The sequence below is a fragment of the Streptomyces sp. NBC_00078 genome (assembly GCF_026343335.1).
Classification (GTDB): Bacteria; Actinomycetota; Actinomycetes; order Streptomycetales; family Streptomycetaceae; genus Streptomyces.
In genome coordinates, this window is the sequence record NZ_JAPELX010000001.1 from 2757542 (window position 1) to 2776181 (window position 18640).

Consider the following 18640-nt stretch of genomic DNA (forward strand, 5'->3'; position numbering starts at 1 on the left):
AGCCTGAAGCAACGGGCCGCCCTGATCGCCGCGTTGGAGCGCACCTCTCGCGGACAGACCGACGTCCGCTACCCGCACGGCAGGAAGACCGGGCGCGTTCTGGTCACCGGCTTCGATCCGTTCACGCTCGACCGGGACATCCGGATCTCCAACCCCTCCGGGGCCACCGCGCTCGCCCTCGACGGCACGGTGATCGAGACGGCGGACGGGCCGGCGCGGGTCGAGACCGTGGTGTTCCCGGTGCGCTGGCAGGACTTCGCCGGGGGCACGGTGGAGCGCACGCTGCGGCCGTATCTGAAGCAGGTGGATCTGTTCACCACCGTGAGCCAGGGGCGGGTCGGGCGGTTCGACGTGGAGCGGACCAACGGGGCCTGGCGCGGCGGCTTCCCGGACAACGACAACGTCAGCAGGACGGAGACCGTCCCGGTCACCGATCCCGCCTCGCAGCCGCAGTGGACGTCGACGACCCTGCCGTACAAGGAGATCGTGGCCGCGAAGACGGGCCGGTTCCCGGTGTACGACCACACGGAGGTGACCGAGATACCGGCGGGCGGCACCGATCCCGTCGTACGGCCGGACGGACCGACCCCCGGTTCGGCTGCGCGGGCCGGAGGCGGTGGCGACTACCTCTCCAACGAGATCGCCTACCGGGCGACGCTGCTGCGCGACCGGCTCGGGCTGCACGGCAGTGTTCCGGGCGGCCATGTGCACACGCCGGTCCTGCAGTTCGGGACGGGCAACACCGATCCCTCGACCGGGACGGTCACGGACCCGGAGTTCCTGCAGAACCGGCGGGACATCATCGAGCAGATGCGGGCGATCCTGCGGACGGCGATCGAGGCGGGCGCACCGCTCAGGAGGTGACGTTCTCGTCCACGGACTCCTCCGGCTCCCCGTCGGCACGGTCCTCCTCGGTCTCCTCGCCCAGCAGGTCCCGCGCCAGCAGCGTCGCGCCCGCGACCGCGCCCGGCATCAGGAAGACGGCGACGAAGGGGACCAGGAAGGCCAGGCCCAGGGGCGTGCCGAAGCCCCAGACCAGGGTCTTGCGGGAGCGCAGCAGGGTGAGGCGGGCGCGCAGGTCGACACCGCGGCGCTGGAGGGCGACCGCGGTGAGTTCCTCGGTGAGGAAGAAGCCGGTGACGAAGAAGCCGATCACCGGGACGGCGGTCTGCCCGACGAACGGGATGAAGCCGAGGGCGAAGAGCAGGATGCCCCAGAGCACGGCGCGCACCAGGATCCGGAGGCTGTCCCTGGCCGAGATCCACAACTCGCGCCACAGCGGCAGGCCGGACTCCGGCGCGGTGCCGTCCGGGGAGACGTCACGGTCGACCTTCTCGGAGAGGTTCTCGTAGAAGGGCTGCCCGATGAGCAGCGTGACCGCGGTGAAGGTGAGGACGGCGAGGAGGAGGGCGAGGGCGACGAGTACGGCGGTGAGGAAGCCACGGAAGAGACCGAGCCAGGGGCTCGTCCAGTCATCGGCGAAGGGGGTCGACCAGGCGACGAAGTCCTCGCCCCACAGGGCCAGTGCGACGAGGGCCGCCACGTAGAGAACGAGGGTTATCAGCCCTGGCAGCAGTCCGAAGCCGTATTGCCTGCGGTGCCGGGCCGCCCAGCGTTGGCCCTTGAGCAGATAGGTGAAGCCCACCCCGAGATCGCGCATGAGGGCACTTTATCGGGGCAGGAGGCGGGGGCCTGTCCGGGCTGCCGCCCCGGGGTCCACGGGCCGCGTCGTGGCTGGTCGCGGCCGCGCGGCGGAGCCGCACACCGATACGGCCCCGCGATCCCGGAGGGGCGCTTTGCTCACGGAGTCGAGACGGCGGCGACCACGACTCCCCGCTCCGTCGTCGGCGCGAGGGCCGCCGTCACCCTTACCGCCGCCGCCCTTGCCACGCTCCCCGCCCGGGAAGCCGCCGCCAGCAGCAGGGGCTGGAGCTGTTCCAGGCCCGACACCAGGAGTTCCTCCCCGGCGATCAGTACCGGCCGGGCCGCCTTCGTCGTCGCCGCCGCTGCCTCCGTGAGGTCGGCCAGGGGTGGCAGCGTCGCCCGGACCACCCCGGCCCCTGCGGCCGCGGCACGTTCGGCGAGGGCGACCTGGAGCGGCATCAGCGGAGCCAGCGCCGCGGTCAACGCATCGGCGACGCGCCGGAGTTCGGGCGAGGACTCGCGCAGCACGTCGGCCGCGGCGCGCAGCACCGGGGTGACCGCGAGCAGCACCCCCGCGGCCATGCCCGCCGCCGCGGGCAGCAGCGGGGACGTCGTCTCGACCAGGTCACCGAGCGCGTCCGCGAACTCCTCGACGGCCGGCTCGACCGCGTCCAGCACGGGCAGCAGGCTGTCACCGAGCACCGTCAGCAGCGCCTGCGCCGGCTCGCTCACCGGGTGCACGGCAAGCGGCGCCCCGCTCGTCCCGAGACGGGTCAGGGTGTCGACGATCCGGTAGAACGCCGCCTGCGCCTGCGGTGACGCACTCGCCTCGGCCAGTTCCGCGGTGGTCTCGCGCAGCACGCGCAGCACCTCGGTGCCCGAACCGTCGCGCGGGTCGAAGGTGTTGATGGCGATCTTCGTGATGTTCCCGGCCGTGTCCAGGAGCTGGCCGGTGATGTCGGTGGTGCTGCGTGCCATGCGCAGCACGTCGTCCCTGCTGGGGAGCGAGGGGATCGTAGCCATGGACTCTCCTCGGCCTGGGGCCCGCGTGGGGCGGGTCGGCTGCGGCGGTCGTCCTCAGCATGCCCCCATCCGCCTGCGTGTGATGCGCCATCCGGGGCATCCGCGACGCGAACTCCCTCTCGTTGCGGTTGAGTCCAACAGGTACATCTCGCCGTACCGATCTCAGGAAGCCCCGAAGGAGGTACGCGTGCACACCACGACAACCGTCCTTGCGCACCGTGCACTGGTCGCCGGCCTCGCCCTGGCCGGCTTGCTCCTGGACCACGCGAAGGGGGAACTCGCCCAGGTCGGGCAGGCGTTGATCACCATGGCACACGCGAGCAGAGGCTGAGATCGAGGAGACCGGATGACGCGAGAGATCCACGGCACCGTCGCGGACGGGTTCGAGGCGGTGCGTGAGGAGTTCGCCGCGTTCGTGGCGGGGGAACCGGCCGACTACGAGGGACAGTTGTGCGCGTATGTGCACGGCCGGAAGGTCGTCGACCTGTGGGCCGGTGACGGCAACGACGCCGAGTCGCTGTACGCGGTCTTCTCGTCGACCAAGGGCGCCGCGCACCTGGTCGTCGCACTCCTCGTGCAGGACGGCACGCTCGAACTGGACCGCAAGGTGACGTACTACTGGCCGGAGTTCGGGGCCGAGGGCAAGGCCGCGCTGACGCTGCGGGACCTGCTCGCGCACCGCGCCGGGCTGATCGGGCTGGACGCCGGGTTCACCAGGGCCGAGCTGGCCGACGACCGCGTGGTCGCCGAACGACTCGCCGACCAGCGGCCGTTCTGGCGGCCGGGCACGGCCTTCGGCTACCACGCGCTCGTCATCGGCGCACTCACCGGTGAGGTGGTGCGCCGGGCCACCGGCCACACCCTCCAGGAGGTGTACGAGGAGCGGGTGCGGGTGCCGTACGGCCTGGACTTCTTCCTCGGGCTGCCCGAGGTGCTGGAGCCCCGCTTCCGGCCGGTGCAGCCGATGGCTCCGACGTCGAGGCAGCAGGCCGCGCTGGACGCGACGCCGAGGGGCCCGCACACGCTCGCCTCGATCGCGCTCAACACACAGGTGCCCGAGCCGGGGGACCTGACGGACTACGCCAACTCCCGCACCGTGCGCGCCAAGGGCCCGGCGTCGGCGGGCGGGGTGGCCGCCGCGCGCGGACTGGCCGGGATGTACGCGGCGGCGATCAGCGAGGTGGCCGGGCGGCCGCCGTTGCTGAAGCCGGACACCGTCGCCGAGGTCGGCCAGATCCACTCCATCGGCTACGACCTGGTGACCCGCATGCACAGTGCCTTCGGCCTCGGCTTCCAGGCGACGGCGGATGCCTGGCACCCGTTCCTGGGCGCCGGCTCGTTCGGCCACAGCGGTGCGGCAGGCTCACAGGCGTTCGCGGACCCTCGCAGTGGACTGGCCTACGGCTACACCCGCCGCCGCTGCGCCTTCCCGGGCGGCGGAGCGGCCTCGGAGAACGCGCGGCTGGTGAGGGCCGTGCACACGGCGGCGCTGGCCGTCTGAGCACCGGACCGGCGGACGTGCCGCTCGACGAGCAGGCAAGAGGCCGCACCCCACGTCCAAGGGTGCGGCCTCTCGCGTACGCAACGAGCGCGTCAGGCAAGCGTCACGGTGATGTTGCCGCGGGTCGCCTTCGAGTACGGGCAGACCTGGTGGGCCTTCTCCAGGAGGCCCGTCGCGGTGTTCGCGTCGACGTTCGGGATCTCGGCGGAGATTTGGACGATGATCCCGAAACCGTCGTCGTTCTTGCCGATGCCGATTTTCGCGGTGATGGTCGAGCCGGTGATGTCGGCCTTCTCCTGGCGGGCGACGACGCCCAGCGCGCCCTGGAAGCAGGCGCTGTAACCGGCCGCGAACAGCTGCTCCGGGTTGGTGCCGGCGCCGTTGCCGCCCAGTTCCCTGGGCGGGTTGACGACGACGTCGAGCTTGCCGTCGTCGGTGGCGACCCGGCCGTCGCGACCGTTCGTTGCGGTGGCGACGGCCGTGTACAGGACGTCGGCCTGCTGAATGCCGGTCTGCTGGATGGACATGCGGTTGTCTTCCTCCTCGGTCCGCCGCGACTCGCGCCCACGATCGACGACGGTTTCGGAAAGAAGTTATCGCATACCGGAAAGTCGGCGACAGGCCTGGAGTCGTCAGAGCTTGACGATCATCTTCCCCGTGTTGTCACCGCGCAGGACACCGAGGAAGGCCTCCAGGTTGTTCTCGATGCCCTCGGCGACGGTCTCGCGGTACTTCAGCTGCCCCGAGGCGACCCAGGGACCGACCTCCTGCACGAACTCGGGCTGCAGGTCGTAGTGGTCGCCGACGAGAACGCCCTCGACGCGGAGGCGGTTCTGCAGGATCTTGACCATGTTGCGCGGGCCGACGGCCGGCTCGGTCGAGTTGTACTGCGAGATCATGCCGCAGATCACGGCCCGTCCCTTGAGGTTGAGCGCGCCGATCGCGGCCTCCAGGTGCTCGCCGCCGACGTTGTCGAAGTAGACGTCGATACCGTCGGGGGCGGCCTGCTTGAGCTGCTCCCAGACCGGGCCGTTCTTGTAGTTGAAGGCGGCGTCGAAGCCGTACTCCTCGATGAGGACCTTGACCTTCTCGTCGGAGCCGGCGGAGCCGATGACCCGTGAGGCGCCCTTGAGTTTGGCGATCTGGCCGACCTGGCTGCCGACGGCACCGGCGGCGCCGGAGACGAAGACGGCGTCGCCCTCCTTGAAGGCGCCGACCCGCAGCAGGCCCGCGTACGCCGTCAGGCCGGTCATGCCGAGGACGCCGAGGTACGTGCTCAGCGGCGCGGCCTCCGGGTCGACCTTGACGGCGGTCTTCGCGTCCACGACCGCGTACTCGCGCCAGCCGAGGAAGTGCAGGACGTGGTCGCCCACGGCCACGCCCTCGGCATTGGAGGCGATGACCTCGCCGACCGCGCCGCCCTGCATGACCTTGCCGAGCTCGAAGGGCGCGACGTACGACTTCGCCTCGCTCATGCGGCCGCGCATGTACGGGTCGACGGAGAGGTACTGGTTGCGTACCAGCACCTGCCCCTCGCCCGGCGTCCCGACCTCGGTCTCGACCAGGGCGAAGTCCTCTGGCTTCGGCCAGCCGACGGGACGGCTGAGCAGGTGCCATTCGCGGTTGATCATGACGAGAGCCTTTCCGGGCGTGGGAAAAATACTTCAGTACCTGAAACAACCATGCTCCTGAATATTTCAGGTTGTCAAGTAACGGGGTATTCTGGAGCCATGTCCACCCCAGAGAAGTCCCGCCGGCCCGACGCCCTGACCATGGAGGTCGTCGAGCTCATCGGCGACGTCGTGGCCCGGTTCTACGCGGACTACGAGGAGGCGGCCGGCGAGCACACGCTGACCGGCGCGCAGGCGCGGCTGCTGAGCCTGCTGTCGCTGGAGCCGCTGCCGATGCGCAAGCTGGCACAGAAGCTGAAGTGCGAGCCGTCGAACGTCACCGGGATCGTGGACCGGCTGGAGTCACGGGGGCTGGTCGAGCGCCGCCCCGATCCGGCCGACCGGCGAGTGAAGCTGGCGGCGGCGACGGACGAGGGACTGCGGGTCGCCCGTTCCCTGCGGGACGGGTTGCGCTTCGCACGGGAGCCGCTTGCCGGGCTGTCGGACGAGGAGCGGCTGTCTTTGCGGGATTTGCTACGGCGCATGCTGGCGGCGTAGCCGAGTCCCGGCACTTGAGCGGCGCCGAGCGGGCCGGGACGCACCACCCCGGCCCAGAAGCACCGCCCTCAGCTGCACCACCAGAGGAACCGGTTGCACGTCTGCGACGGTGACGGATCCGGGGTGGGGTCCGAGGTGGTCGGGGCCGAGGTCGCGGTGGGGGTCGGAGCGGGGGCCGGGTTCGCGGGGGCCGCGGTGCCGCCGGTGCCCGCAGCGGGTGATTCCGCACCCTTGGAGGGCTTGCCCTCGTCGCCCTTCGTGGATTTGTCCGTCGGGGACTTCGACGCGGACGGCGAGGCCGACGGGGTCCCGGTTTCGGAGTCCGCCCCTCCGCCGCCCGCCTTGCCGCCCACCGGCTTCGCGGTGCCGCCGGCCTCCACCGAGGCCGATCCGTCCGCCGAGTCGTCCCCTGCGGCGGCCGGCTTGGGGCTGGAGAAGGGCGCGTCCATGCCCAGTTCGGCAAGGCTGAGGCCGCCCGCCGCGAGCACGGCGGCCGTGGTGATCAGCAGCACCCGGCGCCTGCGCCTGCGATGCGCGGCGGCCTTTCGATCACGACGGCTCGCGCCGCCCGCGCGACCGGCACCCCTGCCGCCATGCCCCCGCCCACGGCCCTGTGCGCGCCGTGCGGCCCGGCCGACCGGCTCATCGGGGTCCTCAGCGTCTTCGGCGACTTCCCCGCCCCCGTCGCCACGGACGCTCTCCTCGTCGCCGTACGGGCCCTCCTGGCCCTCGTACGGCCCACCCCCACGCCCAGGCGCGTCGCCGTGGTCCACGTGCGCGCGAAGTTCTTCGACCGGCGCGCCGCACCCGGGACAGGCGAGAGCGCCATTCAGGTGCCGTCGGCACGGGTGGCAGTAGTCCATGACGCGGGAAGAGTAAGTTCCACACAGGCGGCGTTCATAGTCACGCCTGTGAAAGTTGTGTAGGGAACCAGCCGTTCCGGCATGGCGAGTTGAGGGCAACCCCTGGAACCTCTCGGGCATCTCCCCCGATCGCGCCGAAACCGTCTTCGAAAAGCCTATCGAAAGCAGTGTCGAAACTGTTATGTGTGCGACCCATTGACACTCCTGCCGCCCCGTCCTTACTGTCACGCCAGCATTTCGAACGCGTGACGAAATTTCGAACGCGCCCACCGAGCAAACACACACAGACGACGCAGCAAGGGGCAACTGCCGTGCGCATCACCGGAATCAGCACACACGTGGTCGGGACGCCGTGGCGCAACCTGACATACGTCCAGGTGCACACCGACGAGGGGATCACCGGAGTCGGCGAGACCCGGATGCTGGGCCACACCGACGCGCTGATCGGCTATCTGCGGGAGGCGGAGGCCAACCACATTCTGGGCTCCGATCCGTTCGCCGCGGAAGACCTCGTACGGCGGATGAAGTACGGCGACTACGGGCGCGCGGGCGAGATCGTGATGTCCGGCATCGCGGTGATCGAGATGGCCTGCTGGGACATCAAGGGCAAGGCCCTCGGGGTGCCCGTCTGGCAGTTGCTCGGCGGCAAGGTCACGGACAAGGTCAAGGCGTACGCCAACGGCTGGTACACGACCGAGCGGACGCCCGAGGCATACCACAAGGCCGCCCAGGGGGTCATGGAGCGCGGTTACCGGGCGCTCAAGATCGACCCCTTCGGCACCGGGCAATTCGAGCTCGACCACGAGCAGACCCTGTACGCCGTGTCGCTGATCGAGGCCGTGCGCGACGCCATCGGGCCGGACGCCGAGCTGATGCTGGAGATGCACGGCCGGTTCTCGCCGGCCACCGCCATCCGTCTCGCCCGCGAGCTGGCCCCCTTCAAGCCCGCCTGGCTGGAGGAGCCCTGCCCGCCGGAGAACCTGAAGGCGCTGGAGAAGGTCGCCGCCAAGGTCGACATCCCGGTCGCCACCGGTGAGCGCATCCACGACCGGATCGAGTTCCGCGAGCTGTTCGAGAGCCAGGCCGTGGACATCATCCAGCCGGACGTCGGTCATATCGGTGGAATCTGGGAGACGCGCAAGCTCGCCGCCACCGCCGAGGCCCACTACGTGCTCGTGGCGCCGCACAACGTCGGCGGGCCCGTGCTGACCGCCGCCTCCCTCCAGGTCGGCTTCACCTCCCCCAACTTCAAGATCCTGGAGCACTTCAACGACTTCGCGGACGCGGAGATCAAGAAGGTCGTGAAGGGCGCACCGCAGGTCGTCGACGGGTACTTCCACCTCTCCGACGCCCCCGGTCTCGGCGTCGAGCTGGACACCGACGCGGCCGCCGAGTTCCCGCAGCAGCAAGCCCGGTTCGACCTGTGGGCCGAGGGCTGGGAGCAGCGTAAGCCGAAGAGCACGCAGTGAGCAGCGCCGTCGTCATCGAGGCGCCCGGCGAGCACCGGCTCGTCGAGCACACGCCTCGTGAGCCCGCAGTCGGCGAGGCGCTCGTCCGCGTCCACGCCGTGGGCATTTGCGGCAGCGACCGTGAGGTGTACCAGGGCAACCGGCCCGAGGGATACGTCCGTTACCCCCTCACGCCCGGCCACGAGTGGTCCGGAACGGTGGAGGCGGTGGGCGCCCGGGTGCCGTCGACCCTCGTGGGCCGCAAGGTCGTGGGCGAGGGCTTCCGCAACTGCCAGGTGTGCGACCGCTGCCACGCGGGCGAGACGACGTTGTGCACGGCCGGGTACGAGGAGACCGGGTTCACCCAGCCCGGCGCGATGGCGGGCACGCTCACCCTGCCGGCGCGGCTGCTGCATGCCCTGCAGGACGACGCGGACCTCACCGCCGCCGCCCTGCTGGAGCCCGCCGCCTGTATCGCGGCCGCCGCGATCAAGGCGAACGCGCTGCCGGGCGCGCGGGTCGCCGTGGTGGGGACCGGGACGCTCGGGATGTTCGCCGTCCAGTTCCTGAAGGCCGGATCACCGGCCGAGTTGCTGGTCGTGGGTACGCGGCTCGACCGGGCGGAGCTTTCGAAAGTTTTCGGCGCCACCGACTTCCGCACGAAGGACCAGGAGCTCCCCGACGACTTCGACGTCGTCATCGAGACGGCCGGGTCCGCGTCCGGCGCGCGCACCGCCGCCTCTCTGCTCAGGCGGGGCGGACGCCTGGTCCTGACGGGCATCCCGGGGCCGGCCGCCGAGGGGCTCGACCCGACCGACCTGGTCGTACGGCAGCTGGAGGTGCAGACCGTCTTCGGTGCGCCGCCGGAGGCCTGGGCGCACGCGGTGCGGGCGTTCGGGGCGGGTCTGCTCAATCCGCTGCTGCTGGTCACGCACGAGCTGCCGCTCGGTGAGTTTCCGCAGGCCATCGAGCTGGTCGGATCCGGCGATCCGAAAGTGGGCAAGGTGCTGCTTCACCCCTAGACGTACGCCGGTACGGGGACGAACTGACGGCCTCCGTACCGGCGTACACCCAGCCCCCCATGACTTGAGCCGCGAACCTCGTCCGAAATATCGAACACGAAGGACAGCTTGTGACGACCGACGCTTCCGCCACGGCGGCCCGCCGACCCGGTGAGAAGGTGCTCACCGCTCTCGGCCTGGGTGCGCCCGCACTCGACCCCGCCGACGCCTCGCCGCACACCTTCCCCGGCGGTGGCCGCTGGCGCACCGAGGTCCCCTCGTGCGAGGGTCCCGAAGCGCTGGCCGCCATCCTCAAGGAGTCCTCGCACCTCGATGTGCCGATCCACCGGATCAGCCAGGGCAGCGGTGTGTGGATGCTGACCGACGCCGAGATCACCGAGATGGTCGAGGCGACGGCCGAACGTGACATCGAGCTGTGCCTGTTCACCGGCCCGCGCGGCACCTGGGACATCGGCGGCTCCATTCGCTCCGACTCGCGGGGGGCCGGGCTGCGCGCACGCGGTCACGACGCCGTCGCCGGATGCATCGAAGATGCCGTCCGGGCAACGGAGTTGGGCGTCAAGTGCCTGCTCGTCGCCGACGAGGGCGTGCTGTGGACGCTGCACCGGGCGCGCACCGCCGGGATCATCCCGGCCGACACCACGCTGAAGGTGTCCGCGCTCATCGGGCCCGTCAACCCGGCCTCGTACGCGGTCTTCGAGCAGCTGGGCGCCGACTCGGTCAACGTGCCCAGCGACCTGACGCTCGATCACCTCACGGAGATCAGGCGGGTCTCCGCGGCTCCCATGGACATGTACATCGAGGCTCCCGACGACCTCGGCGGCTACATCCGGATGTACGAGGTCGCCGAGCTGATCCGGCGCGGCGCTCCGCTGTATCTGAAGTTCGGGCTGTCCAGGAGCCCCGGCATCTACCCGTACGGCCACCACGTGCGGGACCTGACGCTGGCCACCGCCCGGGAACGGGTCCGGCGCGGCCGGCTCGCTCTCGACCTGCTCGCCCGGCACGGGGCGGACGGCGATATGGCGCCGCTCGGCTCCCGGCTGCCGGGGTCCCTCAACCGCTTCCCCACTGAAGGCTCTGCCGGATGACCCACGGGGACGGCGGACCCGTTGCGACCGGTCGCGGCCACGCGGCGGAGCAGCACCTGTCCGCAGCCTCGCGCCCCTAGGGGCACTGCCCCTCGGGGCGTTTCACCAACCTCGCTCAAGATCTCGACGACGAGAAGAACAGGGACGATCACCATGCGCACTCGTAGAAGCGCCCTCACCCTCATAGCCGGAGCCGCCTCCCTCGCTCTCACCCTGTCCGCCTGCGGGCAGAGCGGTGAGGGCGGCAGCAAGGAGGACAAGGGCAGCGCCAAGGGCGGCACCATCGGTATCGCGATGCCGACCAAGTCCTCCGAGCGCTGGATCGCCGACGGCAAGAACGTCGTCAAGAACCTGCAGTCCAAGGGCTACAAGACCAAGCTGGTCTACGGCGAGGACGACCCCGACCAGCAGGTCTCGCAGATCGAGAACCTGATCACCCAGGGCGTCAAGGGCCTGATCATCGCATCGATCGACAACAAGTCGCTCAACAACGTGCTGCAGCAGGCCGCGGACGCCAAGATCCCGGTGATCTCCTACGACCGCCTGATCCTCGGCACGAAGAACGTCGACTACTACGCGTCCTTCGACAACACCAAGGTCGGTGAGCTGCAGGCCAGTTACATCGTCGACAAGCTGGGTCTGAAGAACGGCAAGGGCCCGTTCAACATCGAGCTGTTCGCCGGCTCGAACGACGACAACAACACCAAGTACTTCTTCAACGGCGCGATGAGCGTGCTGCAGCCGTACATCGACAAGAAGAAGCTCGTCGTCAAGTCCGGCCAGACCAAGATCAACCAGGTCACCACCCTGCGCTGGGACGGCGCCACGGCGCAGAAGCGCATGGAGGACATCCTCACGTCCACGTACTCGAGCGCCAAGGTCGACGCGGTGCTGTCGCCGTACGACGGCATCTCCATCGGCATCATCGCCGCGCTCAAGTCGGACGGCTACGGCTCCTCCCGCAAGCCGCTTCCGGTCATCACCGGCCAGGACGCCGAGCTCGCCTCGGTGAAGTCGATCATCGCGGGCCAGCAGACGCAGACCGTCTACAAGGACACCCGCAAGCTCGCCGACGTGGCCGCGACCATGGTCGACGACGTCCTCAACGGCAAGAAGCCCGAGGTCAACGACACCAAGACGTACGACAACGGCACCAAGGTCGTCCCCGCCATGCTGCTGCAGCCGGTGAGCGTCGACAAGACCAACTACACCAAGGAACTGGTCGACACGGGCTACTACACGGCCGGCGAGCTGAAGTAGTCCTCCGCCGGCGAACACGGCGGCCATTCCTACGGATTGAAAGGGCACACCATGGCGGGACCCGTCCTGGAAATGCGCTCGATCGTCAAGACCTTTCCCGGCGTAAAGGCACTGTCGGACGTCACGCTGACTGTCCGTCAGGGCGAGGTCCATGCCATCTGCGGCGAGAACGGCGCCGGAAAGTCCACCTTGATGAAGGTGCTCTCCGGCGTCCATCCGCACGGCACCTACGAGGGCGACATCCTCTTCGAGGGAGACGTCTGCTCGTTCAGGGACATCCGGGCGAGCGAGCAGCACGGCATCGTGATCATCCATCAGGAGCTGGCACTGGTGCCGTTCCTGTCGATCGCGGAGAACATCTTCCTCGGCAACGAGCACGCCTCGCGCGGGCTCATCAACTGGAACGAGACCCTGCGGCACGCCACCGAGCTGCTGCGCCGGGTCGGTCTGACCGACCACCCGGAGACCCGGATCGCGGACATCGGCGTGGGCAAGCAGCAACTGGTGGAGATCGCCAAGGCCCTGTCCAAGAAGGTGAAGCTGCTCATCCTGGACGAGCCGACCGCGGCTCTGAACGACGAGGACAGCGGCAAACTCCTCGATCTCATCCTGGAGTTGAAGAAGCAGGGCATCACCTCGATCATCATCTCCCACAAGCTGAACGAGATCCGCCGGGTCGCCGACTCGGTGACGATCCTCCGGGACGGCAGGTCCATCGAGACTCTCGACGTGAAGGCGCCGGAGACCACCGAGGACCGCATCATCTCGGGCATGGTCGGCCGCGACCTCGACCACCGCTTCCCCGAACGCACCGCGTACGAGGGCGAGGTGGACGCCGCTCCGGCGCTGGAGATCCGGAACTGGACGGTGCACCACCCGATCGACCAGCAGCGCAAGGTGGTCGACGACGTGTCGATCCACGTGCGGCGCGGGGAGATCGTCGGCATCGCGGGACTGATGGGCGCGGGCCGCACCGAGCTCGCGATGAGCGTGTTCGGGCGCAGCTACGGCCGGCACGCGGGCGGCACGGTCCTCAAGGACGGCACGGAGATCCGTACGAAGTCCGTCGCGGAGGCGGTCGGGCACGGCATCGCGTACGTCACCGAGGACCGCAAGCACTACGGCCTCAACCTCATCGACAACATCAACCGGAACATCTCGCTGACCGCGCTGAACAAGGTGGCCAAGCGCGGTGTGGTCGACGAGCACGAGGAGCGGAAGGTCGCCGAGCGCTTCCGCAAGTCGATGAACATCAAGGCGCCGACCGTCTTCGAGACGGTGGGCAGACTGTCCGGCGGCAACCAGCAGAAGGTCGTCCTCAGCAAGTGGATCTTCGCGGGTCCCGAGGTGCTGATCCTGGACGAGCCGACGCGCGGTATCGACGTGGGCGCCAAGTACGAGATCTACACGGTCATCGACCAGCTGGCCGCCGAGGGCAAGGCGGTCGTCTTCATCTCCTCCGAGCTGCCGGAGCTGCTCGGTATGTGCGACCGCATCTACACCATGGCCGCCGGCCGGCTCACGGGTGAGGTTCCGCGGGCCGAGGCCACGCAGGAAGTGCTGATGCGCCAGATGACGAAGGACAAAGAGGTAACCCGATGAGCACGGATGTGACGGACAAGGTCCCGGCCGCTGCGCCGCCCGGCAAGAGCGGAGGCTCCGCGTCCGGTGACGGCCTGCTGCAGCTGATGCTGGGCGGCCTGCGCCGCAACATGCGCCAGTACGGCATGCTGATCGCGCTCGGCCTGATCGTGATCCTGTTCCAGGTGTGGACCGGCGGCGACCTGCTGCTGCCGCGCAACGTCTCCAACCTGGTGCTGCAGAACAGCTACATCCTGATCCTCGCGATCGGCATGATGCTGGTGATCATCGCGGGACACATCGACCTGTCGGTCGGATCGCTGACGGCGTTCGTGGGCGCGTTCGCGGCCGTGCTGACGGTGCAACACGGCGTGGCATGGCCGGTCGCCCTGGTGCTCAGCCTGCTGGTGGGCGCGGTCGCGGGCTCGTTGCAGGGCTTCCTGATCGCGTATCTGGGGATACCGTCGTTCATCGTCACACTCGCCGGAATGCTGCTCTTCCGCGGTCTGACGGAGATCTTCCTGCAGGGCCAGACCCTCGGTCCGTTCCCGAACGGTCTGCAGAAGCTCGGCAACGGCTTCCTGCCGGAGGTCGGCCCGAACACCAACTACCACAACCTCACACTGCTGCTGGGCTTCGTGCTGCTGGCCTTCGTGATCTTCCAGGAGGTCCGTGACCGCAAGCGGGAGCAGGAGTTCTCGCTGGACGTACTGCCGCGCAACGCCTTCCTGCTCAAGCTGGTCGCCATCGCCGCCGCGGTCCTCGCGGTCACGATGATCCTCGCCAGCTACCAGGGCGCGCCGATCATCCTGATCGTTCTCGGTGTGCTGGTGGTCGGCTACGGCTACGTCATGCGCAACGCGGTCTTCGGCCGGCACATCTACGCGATCGGCGGCAACCTGCCGGCGGCGAAGCTGTCCGGCGTCAAGGACAAGAAGGTCACCTTCCTTGTCTTCCTCAACATGGGCGTGCTCGCGGCCCTGGCGGGTCTGGTGGTCGCCGCCCGTCTGAACGCGGCCTCGCCGAAGGCGGGACTCAACTTCGAACTCGAGGCCATCGCCTCGTCGTTCATCGGTGGCGCGTCCATGAGCGGCGGCGTGGGTACCGTCCTCGGGGCGATCATCGGTGGTCTCGTCCTCGGCGTGCTGAACAACGGCATGAACCTCCTCAGTGTCGGCACCGACTGGCAGCAGGTCATCAAGGGCCTCGCCCTCCTGGCCGCGGTCGGCTTCGACGTGTGGAACAAGCGCAAGTCCGGTTCGTAGGTCAGCGCCGGCGCTCCGCTGGGAAGGCTGTACCGAAACTGCGGGCCGTGCGTGGCCGGTCGCGCAGTTCCCCGCGCCCCTTTCTGGGGCGCGGGGCCGGCGGAACCCGTTCACCTCACCTCATGGGAGCCGCTCCATGGAACCGAACAGACACACAGCCGTCGCAGATGCCGCGACCGCGGGCAGCGCCGCCCCGGGGTGCGGGGAGCCGGAGAGGGAACTCTTCGGCAAGCTGGACGACGGCACCGAGGTCTACCGCTGGTCGCTGGAGAACGGCGGCACCCGGCTGAAGGTCCTCTCCTACGGCGGCATCGTCCAGTCGCTGGAGATCCCCGACCGGCAGGGCCGCTACGCCAACGTCTCCCTGGGCTACGACAACCTCGCCGCCTACGTCGCCGGAACCACCTTCTTCGGCGCCACGATCGGCCGCTACGGCAACCGCATCGCCAAGGGCCAGTTCACGCTCGACGGCAAGACGTACCGGCTGAACGTCAACGAGGGCGTGAACAGCCTGCATGGGGGCGCCCAGGGCTTCAACACCAAGGTGTGGGACATCGAGGGCTTCACCTCGGGCTCCGACGTCGGCCTGCACCTGTATTACACGGACGTCGACGGCGAGATGGGCTACCCCGGCACGCTGAGGACGAAGGTCACCTTCACGCTGAACCGGCACGGTGACTGGCGCATCGACTACGAGGCCACCACCGACAAGGCGACGGTCGTCAACCTCACCAACCACACGTACTACAACCTCGCCGGCGAGGGCAGCGGCACGATCGAGGACCACGAGCTCACGATCGCCGCCTCCCACTACGCGCCCACCGACACGGGCCTGATGCCCACGGGCGAACTGGCCGAGGTCTCCGGCACCCCGTTCGACTTCCGCAAGGGCAAGCCGGTCGGGCGGGACATCCGCGCGGGTCACCCCCAGCAGCTGCAGGCCAAGGGCTTCGACCACAACTGGGTGCTCGACAAGGGCGTCACGGAGAAGCCGCAGCACATCGCCACGCTGCGCGACCCGCGCTCCGGCCGCACCCTGAAGATCGCCACCGACCAGCCGGGGCTGCAGTTCTACTCCGGCAACTTCCTCGACGGCACCCTCGTCGGCACGTCCGGCAGCACCTACCGGCAGGGCGACGGCCTGTGCCTGGAGACGCAGCACTTCCCGGACTCGCCGAACGAGCCTTCATGGCCGTCGACCGTGCTCCGACCTGGGCAGACGTACCGGACGACGACAATCCACTCGTTCTCCGCGTAGACGCTCCGCCGGGAGGGCGTGGGGGGATCTGCGGGCCGGCTGCGGCTGGTCGTGCACATGCGGCCGAGCCGCGAACGGACCGCAGCCCCGCGCCCCTTCGGGGCGCGACGTCACACTCTCTTCACACGTTGAACGGCGCCACCCCAGCCTCCGTATGTACGGGTGGCCCGTGCTCCCCCGCACGGGCCACCCGAAGACGACGGGCCCGGTCGTCCCCACCGGGCCCGCCCCATACGGAGGTTCCATGGCCGACAACGTCACCTCGCTGTTCCGCAGCAGTGCGGCACACAGCCCGTCGATGGCGGAGCTGACGCGTGAGGGCGGCGACGGGACCGGCCCCGTGGACTTCTGCATTCCCTGCAACCCCTACTTCCCGACCCCGGCGATGTTCGACACCATGTCGGCCCGGCTTCGCGACATCGTCACGTACTACCCGAGCAGCGCAGACACGATCACAGCCGAGCTGTGCAGCCTGCTCCAGCTCCCGCCGCAGTGCGTGGCGATGGGCAACGGCTCGACCGAGCTGATCACCTGGATCGACCATCTGATGGTCCGTGATTCCCTCGCCATCCCCGTCCCCACCTTCGCCCGCTGGACCGACCAGCCCATGGAGACCGGCAAGCGGGTCGACATGTTCCCGCTGCAGGAGTCCAGCGGTTTCTCCCTGGACCTCGCCCAGTACGCCGAGTTCATCCGGGCCCGCGGCACCCGCGTCGCCGTCGTCTGCAACCCGAACAACCCCGACGGCGGCTATCTGCACAAGCAGGCGCTGGTGCAGTTCATGGACGCGATGGCCGACCTCGACCTGATCGTCGTCGACGAGTCCTTCCTGGAGTTCGCGGACGCCGAGGCCGAACCGTCCGTCGTGCAGGAGGCGATGATCCGCCCGAACGTGATCGTGCTGCGCAGCCTCGGCAAGAACTTCGGCCTGCACGGCATACGTTTCGGCTATCTGGTCGCCAACCCGGCGCTCGCGGGCCGCGTCCGCTCCATGCTCCCCAAGTGGAACCTCAACTCCTTCGCCGAGTACGTGGTGTTCATGCTCAGGGAGCACGGCGCCGAGTACGCGCAGAGCCTCCACCAGGTGCGCCGCGACCGCCTGGACATGGCCAGCCAGCTCTCCGCGCTGCCCGGTCTCACCGTCTATCCGTCCCAGGGCAACTTCCTCTTCGTCCGCCTCCCGGTGGGCGCGGAAGGCACCGTCGTCCGCGACCGGATGCTCACCGAGCACCGCATCCTGGTCCGCGAGTGCGGCAACAAGATCGGTTCGTCCAGCCGCTTCCTGAGGCTCGTGGTGCGCCCCCAGGTGGATGTGCGTCGCCTGGTGTCCGGCCTGGAACAGGTGCTCTACGGGACCAGGAGGGGAGCCGCCGTACCGGAGCTGAGCACAGGGACCAGCTACAGCTCGGGTACGGCGGCCGTGGACCGACTGGTCAGCGCGACCAACGGAGCCGGGCAGCCGCTCGCCGCGCAGGTCGCGCAGGTTGCGCAGGCCATGGGCACCGGGATGCCGATGCCCGCGGCGCCGATGCCCGCCGCGGCGCAGGTGATGCCGCAGCCGGTCGCCGCGGCGATGCAGGCACCCGCTGCCATGCAGCCGGTCGCCGCCGCGCAGATGCAGATGGCCCCGCAGATGCAGGCCGTACCGGAGCCGGTGCCCCCACAGATGCAGCCCATTCCCGCGCCACAGATGCAGCCCGTGCCCGCGCCGCAGATGCAGCCCGTGCCCGCGCAGATGCCCGCGCCCGGTCCGACGCCGCCCGGTGTCCCGGCCCGCGGCGGGCTCACGGCCGCGCAGGTGCGCGGCATGACCGGGCCCGCCCAGGGCCTCGCCCCGGCCCCGGCCACGGGGTGGCCCAACGCACAGAGCTGGCCCAACGCGGCGGGCGCCTGACGCCCGTTTCCGTCGGGGTGGATTCTTCCCACCCGCGCTCGACCTGGCGGTGTTCCTGGTCACCGTCGCACCGAGTCTGCACCGCCCGCCCTTCCTGGAGCGGCTGGAACGGTTGCGGCCGGCGGGCCATGACGCGCTGCTGGCCCTACCGACCCTCCGACGCCCACCGCCTGACGCTCTGCCGCACCGCAGGACACGCGCGCAGGTCGATTTCGACACGGACCGTCTTGCCGGGTTGCGGCTGACGGTCCACCACCTCCCACCGGTCGGCCGGCGCGTCCACGAGTGCGAGGCCGCGGCCGCCGGACGCGAGGGGCGCGGGCATGTCCACGGTGCGGGCCGAACGAACGCGGCTCGCCCCTCGTGTCGGACACCTCGATCCGGACGCTGCCCGTCACCAGCGGCAGCCGCAGCTGGTGACTGCGTAGAGGTAGCCACCTGCCCCACCACCATCCACGTCCGTGACTCCAAGAACCAGCAGGGCTCCCAACTCGCCCTCTCCTCGCCCACCTGGGAGGACTTCGTCGCGCACATCACGAAGTGAGGGGATTCTGTGCTGGTCGACGCGAGGGGCCGTTGAGGAGATCACCGCTCAGTACACTCCGTCACTGACGTTCAACCA

At 69.5% G+C, this 18640-nt stretch carries 17 protein-coding genes and 1 pseudogene; 13 read left to right on the forward strand and 5 right to left on the reverse strand.

What is annotated here, in order from left to right; genetic code table 11:
- Window positions 1-9: 9 nt before the first annotated feature.
- A pseudogene (locus tag OOK07_RS12865) lies at window positions 10-864 on the forward strand (pyroglutamyl-peptidase I); the annotation flags it as partial.
- Here the strand turns inward: OOK07_RS12865 and OOK07_RS12870 are convergent.
- Both OOK07_RS12870 and OOK07_RS12875 read right to left on the reverse strand, forming a co-directional pair.
- Window positions 854-1660, reverse strand: a complete 807-nt coding sequence (locus OOK07_RS12870; protein ID WP_266796500.1) for an EI24 domain-containing protein — start codon at window positions 1658-1660, stop codon at window positions 854-856. The pseudogene OOK07_RS12865 and the gene OOK07_RS12870 sit on opposite strands and share 11 nt — an antisense overlap.
- Window positions 1661-1800: 140 nt before the next feature.
- Complete coding sequence (locus OOK07_RS12875; protein WP_266796502.1) at window positions 1801-2667, reverse strand: hypothetical protein; 867 nt, start codon at window positions 2665-2667, stop codon at window positions 1801-1803.
- Window positions 2668-2854: 187 nt separating this feature from the next.
- On the opposite strand from OOK07_RS12875, the gene OOK07_RS12880 reads away from it, so the two are divergent.
- Together OOK07_RS12880 and OOK07_RS12885 are read left to right on the forward strand one after the other, a co-directional pair.
- The gene (locus tag OOK07_RS12880; protein ID WP_266679923.1) at window positions 2855-2998 is read left to right on the forward strand and encodes a hypothetical protein; all 144 of its coding nucleotides are present in this window, start codon (window positions 2855-2857) and stop codon (window positions 2996-2998) included.
- Window positions 2999-3013: 15 nt separating this feature from the next.
- A complete protein-coding gene (locus OOK07_RS12885; RefSeq protein WP_266796505.1) occupies window positions 3014-4168 on the forward strand; it encodes a serine hydrolase domain-containing protein in 1155 nt (384 codons plus the stop codon).
- Window positions 4169-4260: 92 nt separating this feature from the next.
- On the opposite strand, the gene OOK07_RS12890 is transcribed toward OOK07_RS12885, so the two are convergent.
- Both OOK07_RS12890 and OOK07_RS12895 read right to left on the reverse strand, forming a co-directional pair.
- Window positions 4261-4695, reverse strand: a complete 435-nt coding sequence (locus OOK07_RS12890; protein WP_266796506.1) for an organic hydroperoxide resistance protein — start codon at window positions 4693-4695, stop codon at window positions 4261-4263.
- A gap of 105 nt (window positions 4696-4800) precedes the next feature.
- Window positions 4801-5799 carry an NADP-dependent oxidoreductase gene (locus tag OOK07_RS12895; RefSeq protein WP_266679926.1) on the reverse strand — a complete coding sequence of 333 codons (999 nt, stop codon included), beginning with the start codon at window positions 5797-5799 and terminating at the stop codon, window positions 4801-4803.
- Window positions 5800-5898: 99 nt separating this feature from the next.
- On the opposite strand from OOK07_RS12895, the gene OOK07_RS12900 reads away from it, so the two are divergent.
- Window positions 5899-6336 carry a MarR family winged helix-turn-helix transcriptional regulator gene (locus tag OOK07_RS12900; protein WP_266679927.1) on the forward strand — a complete coding sequence of 146 codons (438 nt, stop codon included), beginning with the start codon at window positions 5899-5901 and terminating at the stop codon, window positions 6334-6336.
- A gap of 68 nt (window positions 6337-6404) precedes the next feature.
- Here OOK07_RS12900 and OOK07_RS43660 read toward each other — a convergent pair whose 3' ends face one another.
- Window positions 6405-7319 (reverse strand): SCO2400 family protein, encoded by a 915-nt coding sequence (locus OOK07_RS43660; RefSeq protein WP_524540314.1) that lies wholly within the window; start codon window positions 7317-7319, stop codon window positions 6405-6407.
- 191 nt (window positions 7320-7510) lie between these two features.
- On the opposite strand from OOK07_RS43660, the gene OOK07_RS12915 reads away from it, so the two are divergent.
- The 9 genes from OOK07_RS12915 to OOK07_RS43275 all read left to right on the forward strand — a co-directional run bounded on the left by OOK07_RS12915 (window position 7511) and on the right by OOK07_RS43275 (window position 18562).
- A complete protein-coding gene (locus OOK07_RS12915; RefSeq protein ID WP_266679930.1) occupies window positions 7511-8668 on the forward strand; it encodes a mandelate racemase/muconate lactonizing enzyme family protein in 1158 nt (385 codons plus the stop codon).
- Complete coding sequence (locus tag OOK07_RS12920; protein ID WP_266796509.1) at window positions 8665-9669, forward strand: zinc-dependent alcohol dehydrogenase; 1005 nt, start codon at window positions 8665-8667, stop codon at window positions 9667-9669. Before OOK07_RS12915 ends, OOK07_RS12920 begins: the two co-directional genes overlap by 4 nt.
- Before the next feature lie 110 nt (window positions 9670-9779).
- Entirely contained in the window at window positions 9780-10760 is a 981-nt protein-coding gene (locus tag OOK07_RS12925; RefSeq protein WP_266796510.1) for a hypothetical protein, read from the forward strand.
- 153 nt (window positions 10761-10913) lie between these two features.
- Window positions 10914-12020, forward strand: coding sequence for a multiple monosaccharide ABC transporter substrate-binding protein (gene chvE, locus OOK07_RS12930; protein ID WP_266679933.1), 1107 nt, complete (start codon window positions 10914-10916; stop codon window positions 12018-12020).
- 51 nt (window positions 12021-12071) lie between these two features.
- On the forward strand, window positions 12072-13622 hold the full coding sequence (gene mmsA, locus OOK07_RS12935) for a multiple monosaccharide ABC transporter ATP-binding protein (RefSeq protein WP_266679934.1): 1551 nt from the start codon (window positions 12072-12074) through the stop codon (window positions 13620-13622).
- Entirely contained in the window at window positions 13619-14866 is a 1248-nt protein-coding gene (mmsB, locus tag OOK07_RS12940; protein ID WP_266679935.1) for a multiple monosaccharide ABC transporter permease, read from the forward strand. Before mmsA ends, mmsB begins: the two co-directional genes overlap by 4 nt.
- A 136-nt stretch (window positions 14867-15002) precedes the next feature.
- A complete protein-coding gene (locus OOK07_RS12945) occupies window positions 15003-16124 on the forward strand; it encodes an aldose epimerase family protein (protein WP_266796512.1) in 1122 nt (373 codons plus the stop codon).
- A gap of 244 nt (window positions 16125-16368) precedes the next feature.
- Window positions 16369-18018, forward strand: a complete 1650-nt coding sequence (locus OOK07_RS12950; RefSeq protein WP_266796513.1) for a pyridoxal phosphate-dependent aminotransferase — start codon at window positions 16369-16371, stop codon at window positions 18016-18018.
- Between the two features lie 49 nt (window positions 18019-18067).
- A complete protein-coding gene (locus OOK07_RS43275) occupies window positions 18068-18562 on the forward strand; it encodes a DUF397 domain-containing protein (RefSeq protein WP_323182950.1) in 495 nt (164 codons plus the stop codon).
- The last annotated feature ends 78 nt before the right edge of the window (window positions 18563-18640 follow it).

Coding starts and splice junctions, on each gene's coding strand:
- OOK07_RS12870 (WP_266796500.1), bottom strand. CDS start 1,660: ATGCGCGATCTCGGGGTGGGCTTCACCTATCTGCTCAAGGGCCAACGC.
- OOK07_RS12875 (WP_266796502.1), bottom strand. CDS start 2,667: ATGGCTACGATCCCCTCGCTCCCCAGCAGGGACGACGTGCTGCGCATG.
- OOK07_RS12885 (WP_266796505.1), top strand. CDS start 3,014: ATGACGCGAGAGATCCACGGCACCGTCGCGGACGGGTTCGAGGCGGTG.
- OOK07_RS12890 (WP_266796506.1), bottom strand. CDS start 4,695: ATGTCCATCCAGCAGACCGGCATTCAGCAGGCCGACGTCCTGTACACG.
- OOK07_RS12895 (WP_266679926.1), bottom strand. CDS start 5,799: ATGATCAACCGCGAATGGCACCTGCTCAGCCGTCCCGTCGGCTGGCCG.
- OOK07_RS12900 (WP_266679927.1), top strand. CDS start 5,899: ATGTCCACCCCAGAGAAGTCCCGCCGGCCCGACGCCCTGACCATGGAG.
- OOK07_RS43660 (WP_524540314.1), bottom strand. CDS start 7,319: ATGCCCGAGAGGTTCCAGGGGTTGCCCTCAACTCGCCATGCCGGAACG.
- chvE (WP_266679933.1), top strand. CDS start 10,914: ATGCGCACTCGTAGAAGCGCCCTCACCCTCATAGCCGGAGCCGCCTCC.
- mmsA (WP_266679934.1), top strand. CDS start 12,072: ATGGCGGGACCCGTCCTGGAAATGCGCTCGATCGTCAAGACCTTTCCC.
- mmsB (WP_266679935.1), top strand. CDS start 13,619: ATGAGCACGGATGTGACGGACAAGGTCCCGGCCGCTGCGCCGCCCGGC.
- OOK07_RS12945 (WP_266796512.1), top strand. CDS start 15,003: ATGGAACCGAACAGACACACAGCCGTCGCAGATGCCGCGACCGCGGGC.
- OOK07_RS12950 (WP_266796513.1), top strand. CDS start 16,369: ATGGCCGACAACGTCACCTCGCTGTTCCGCAGCAGTGCGGCACACAGC.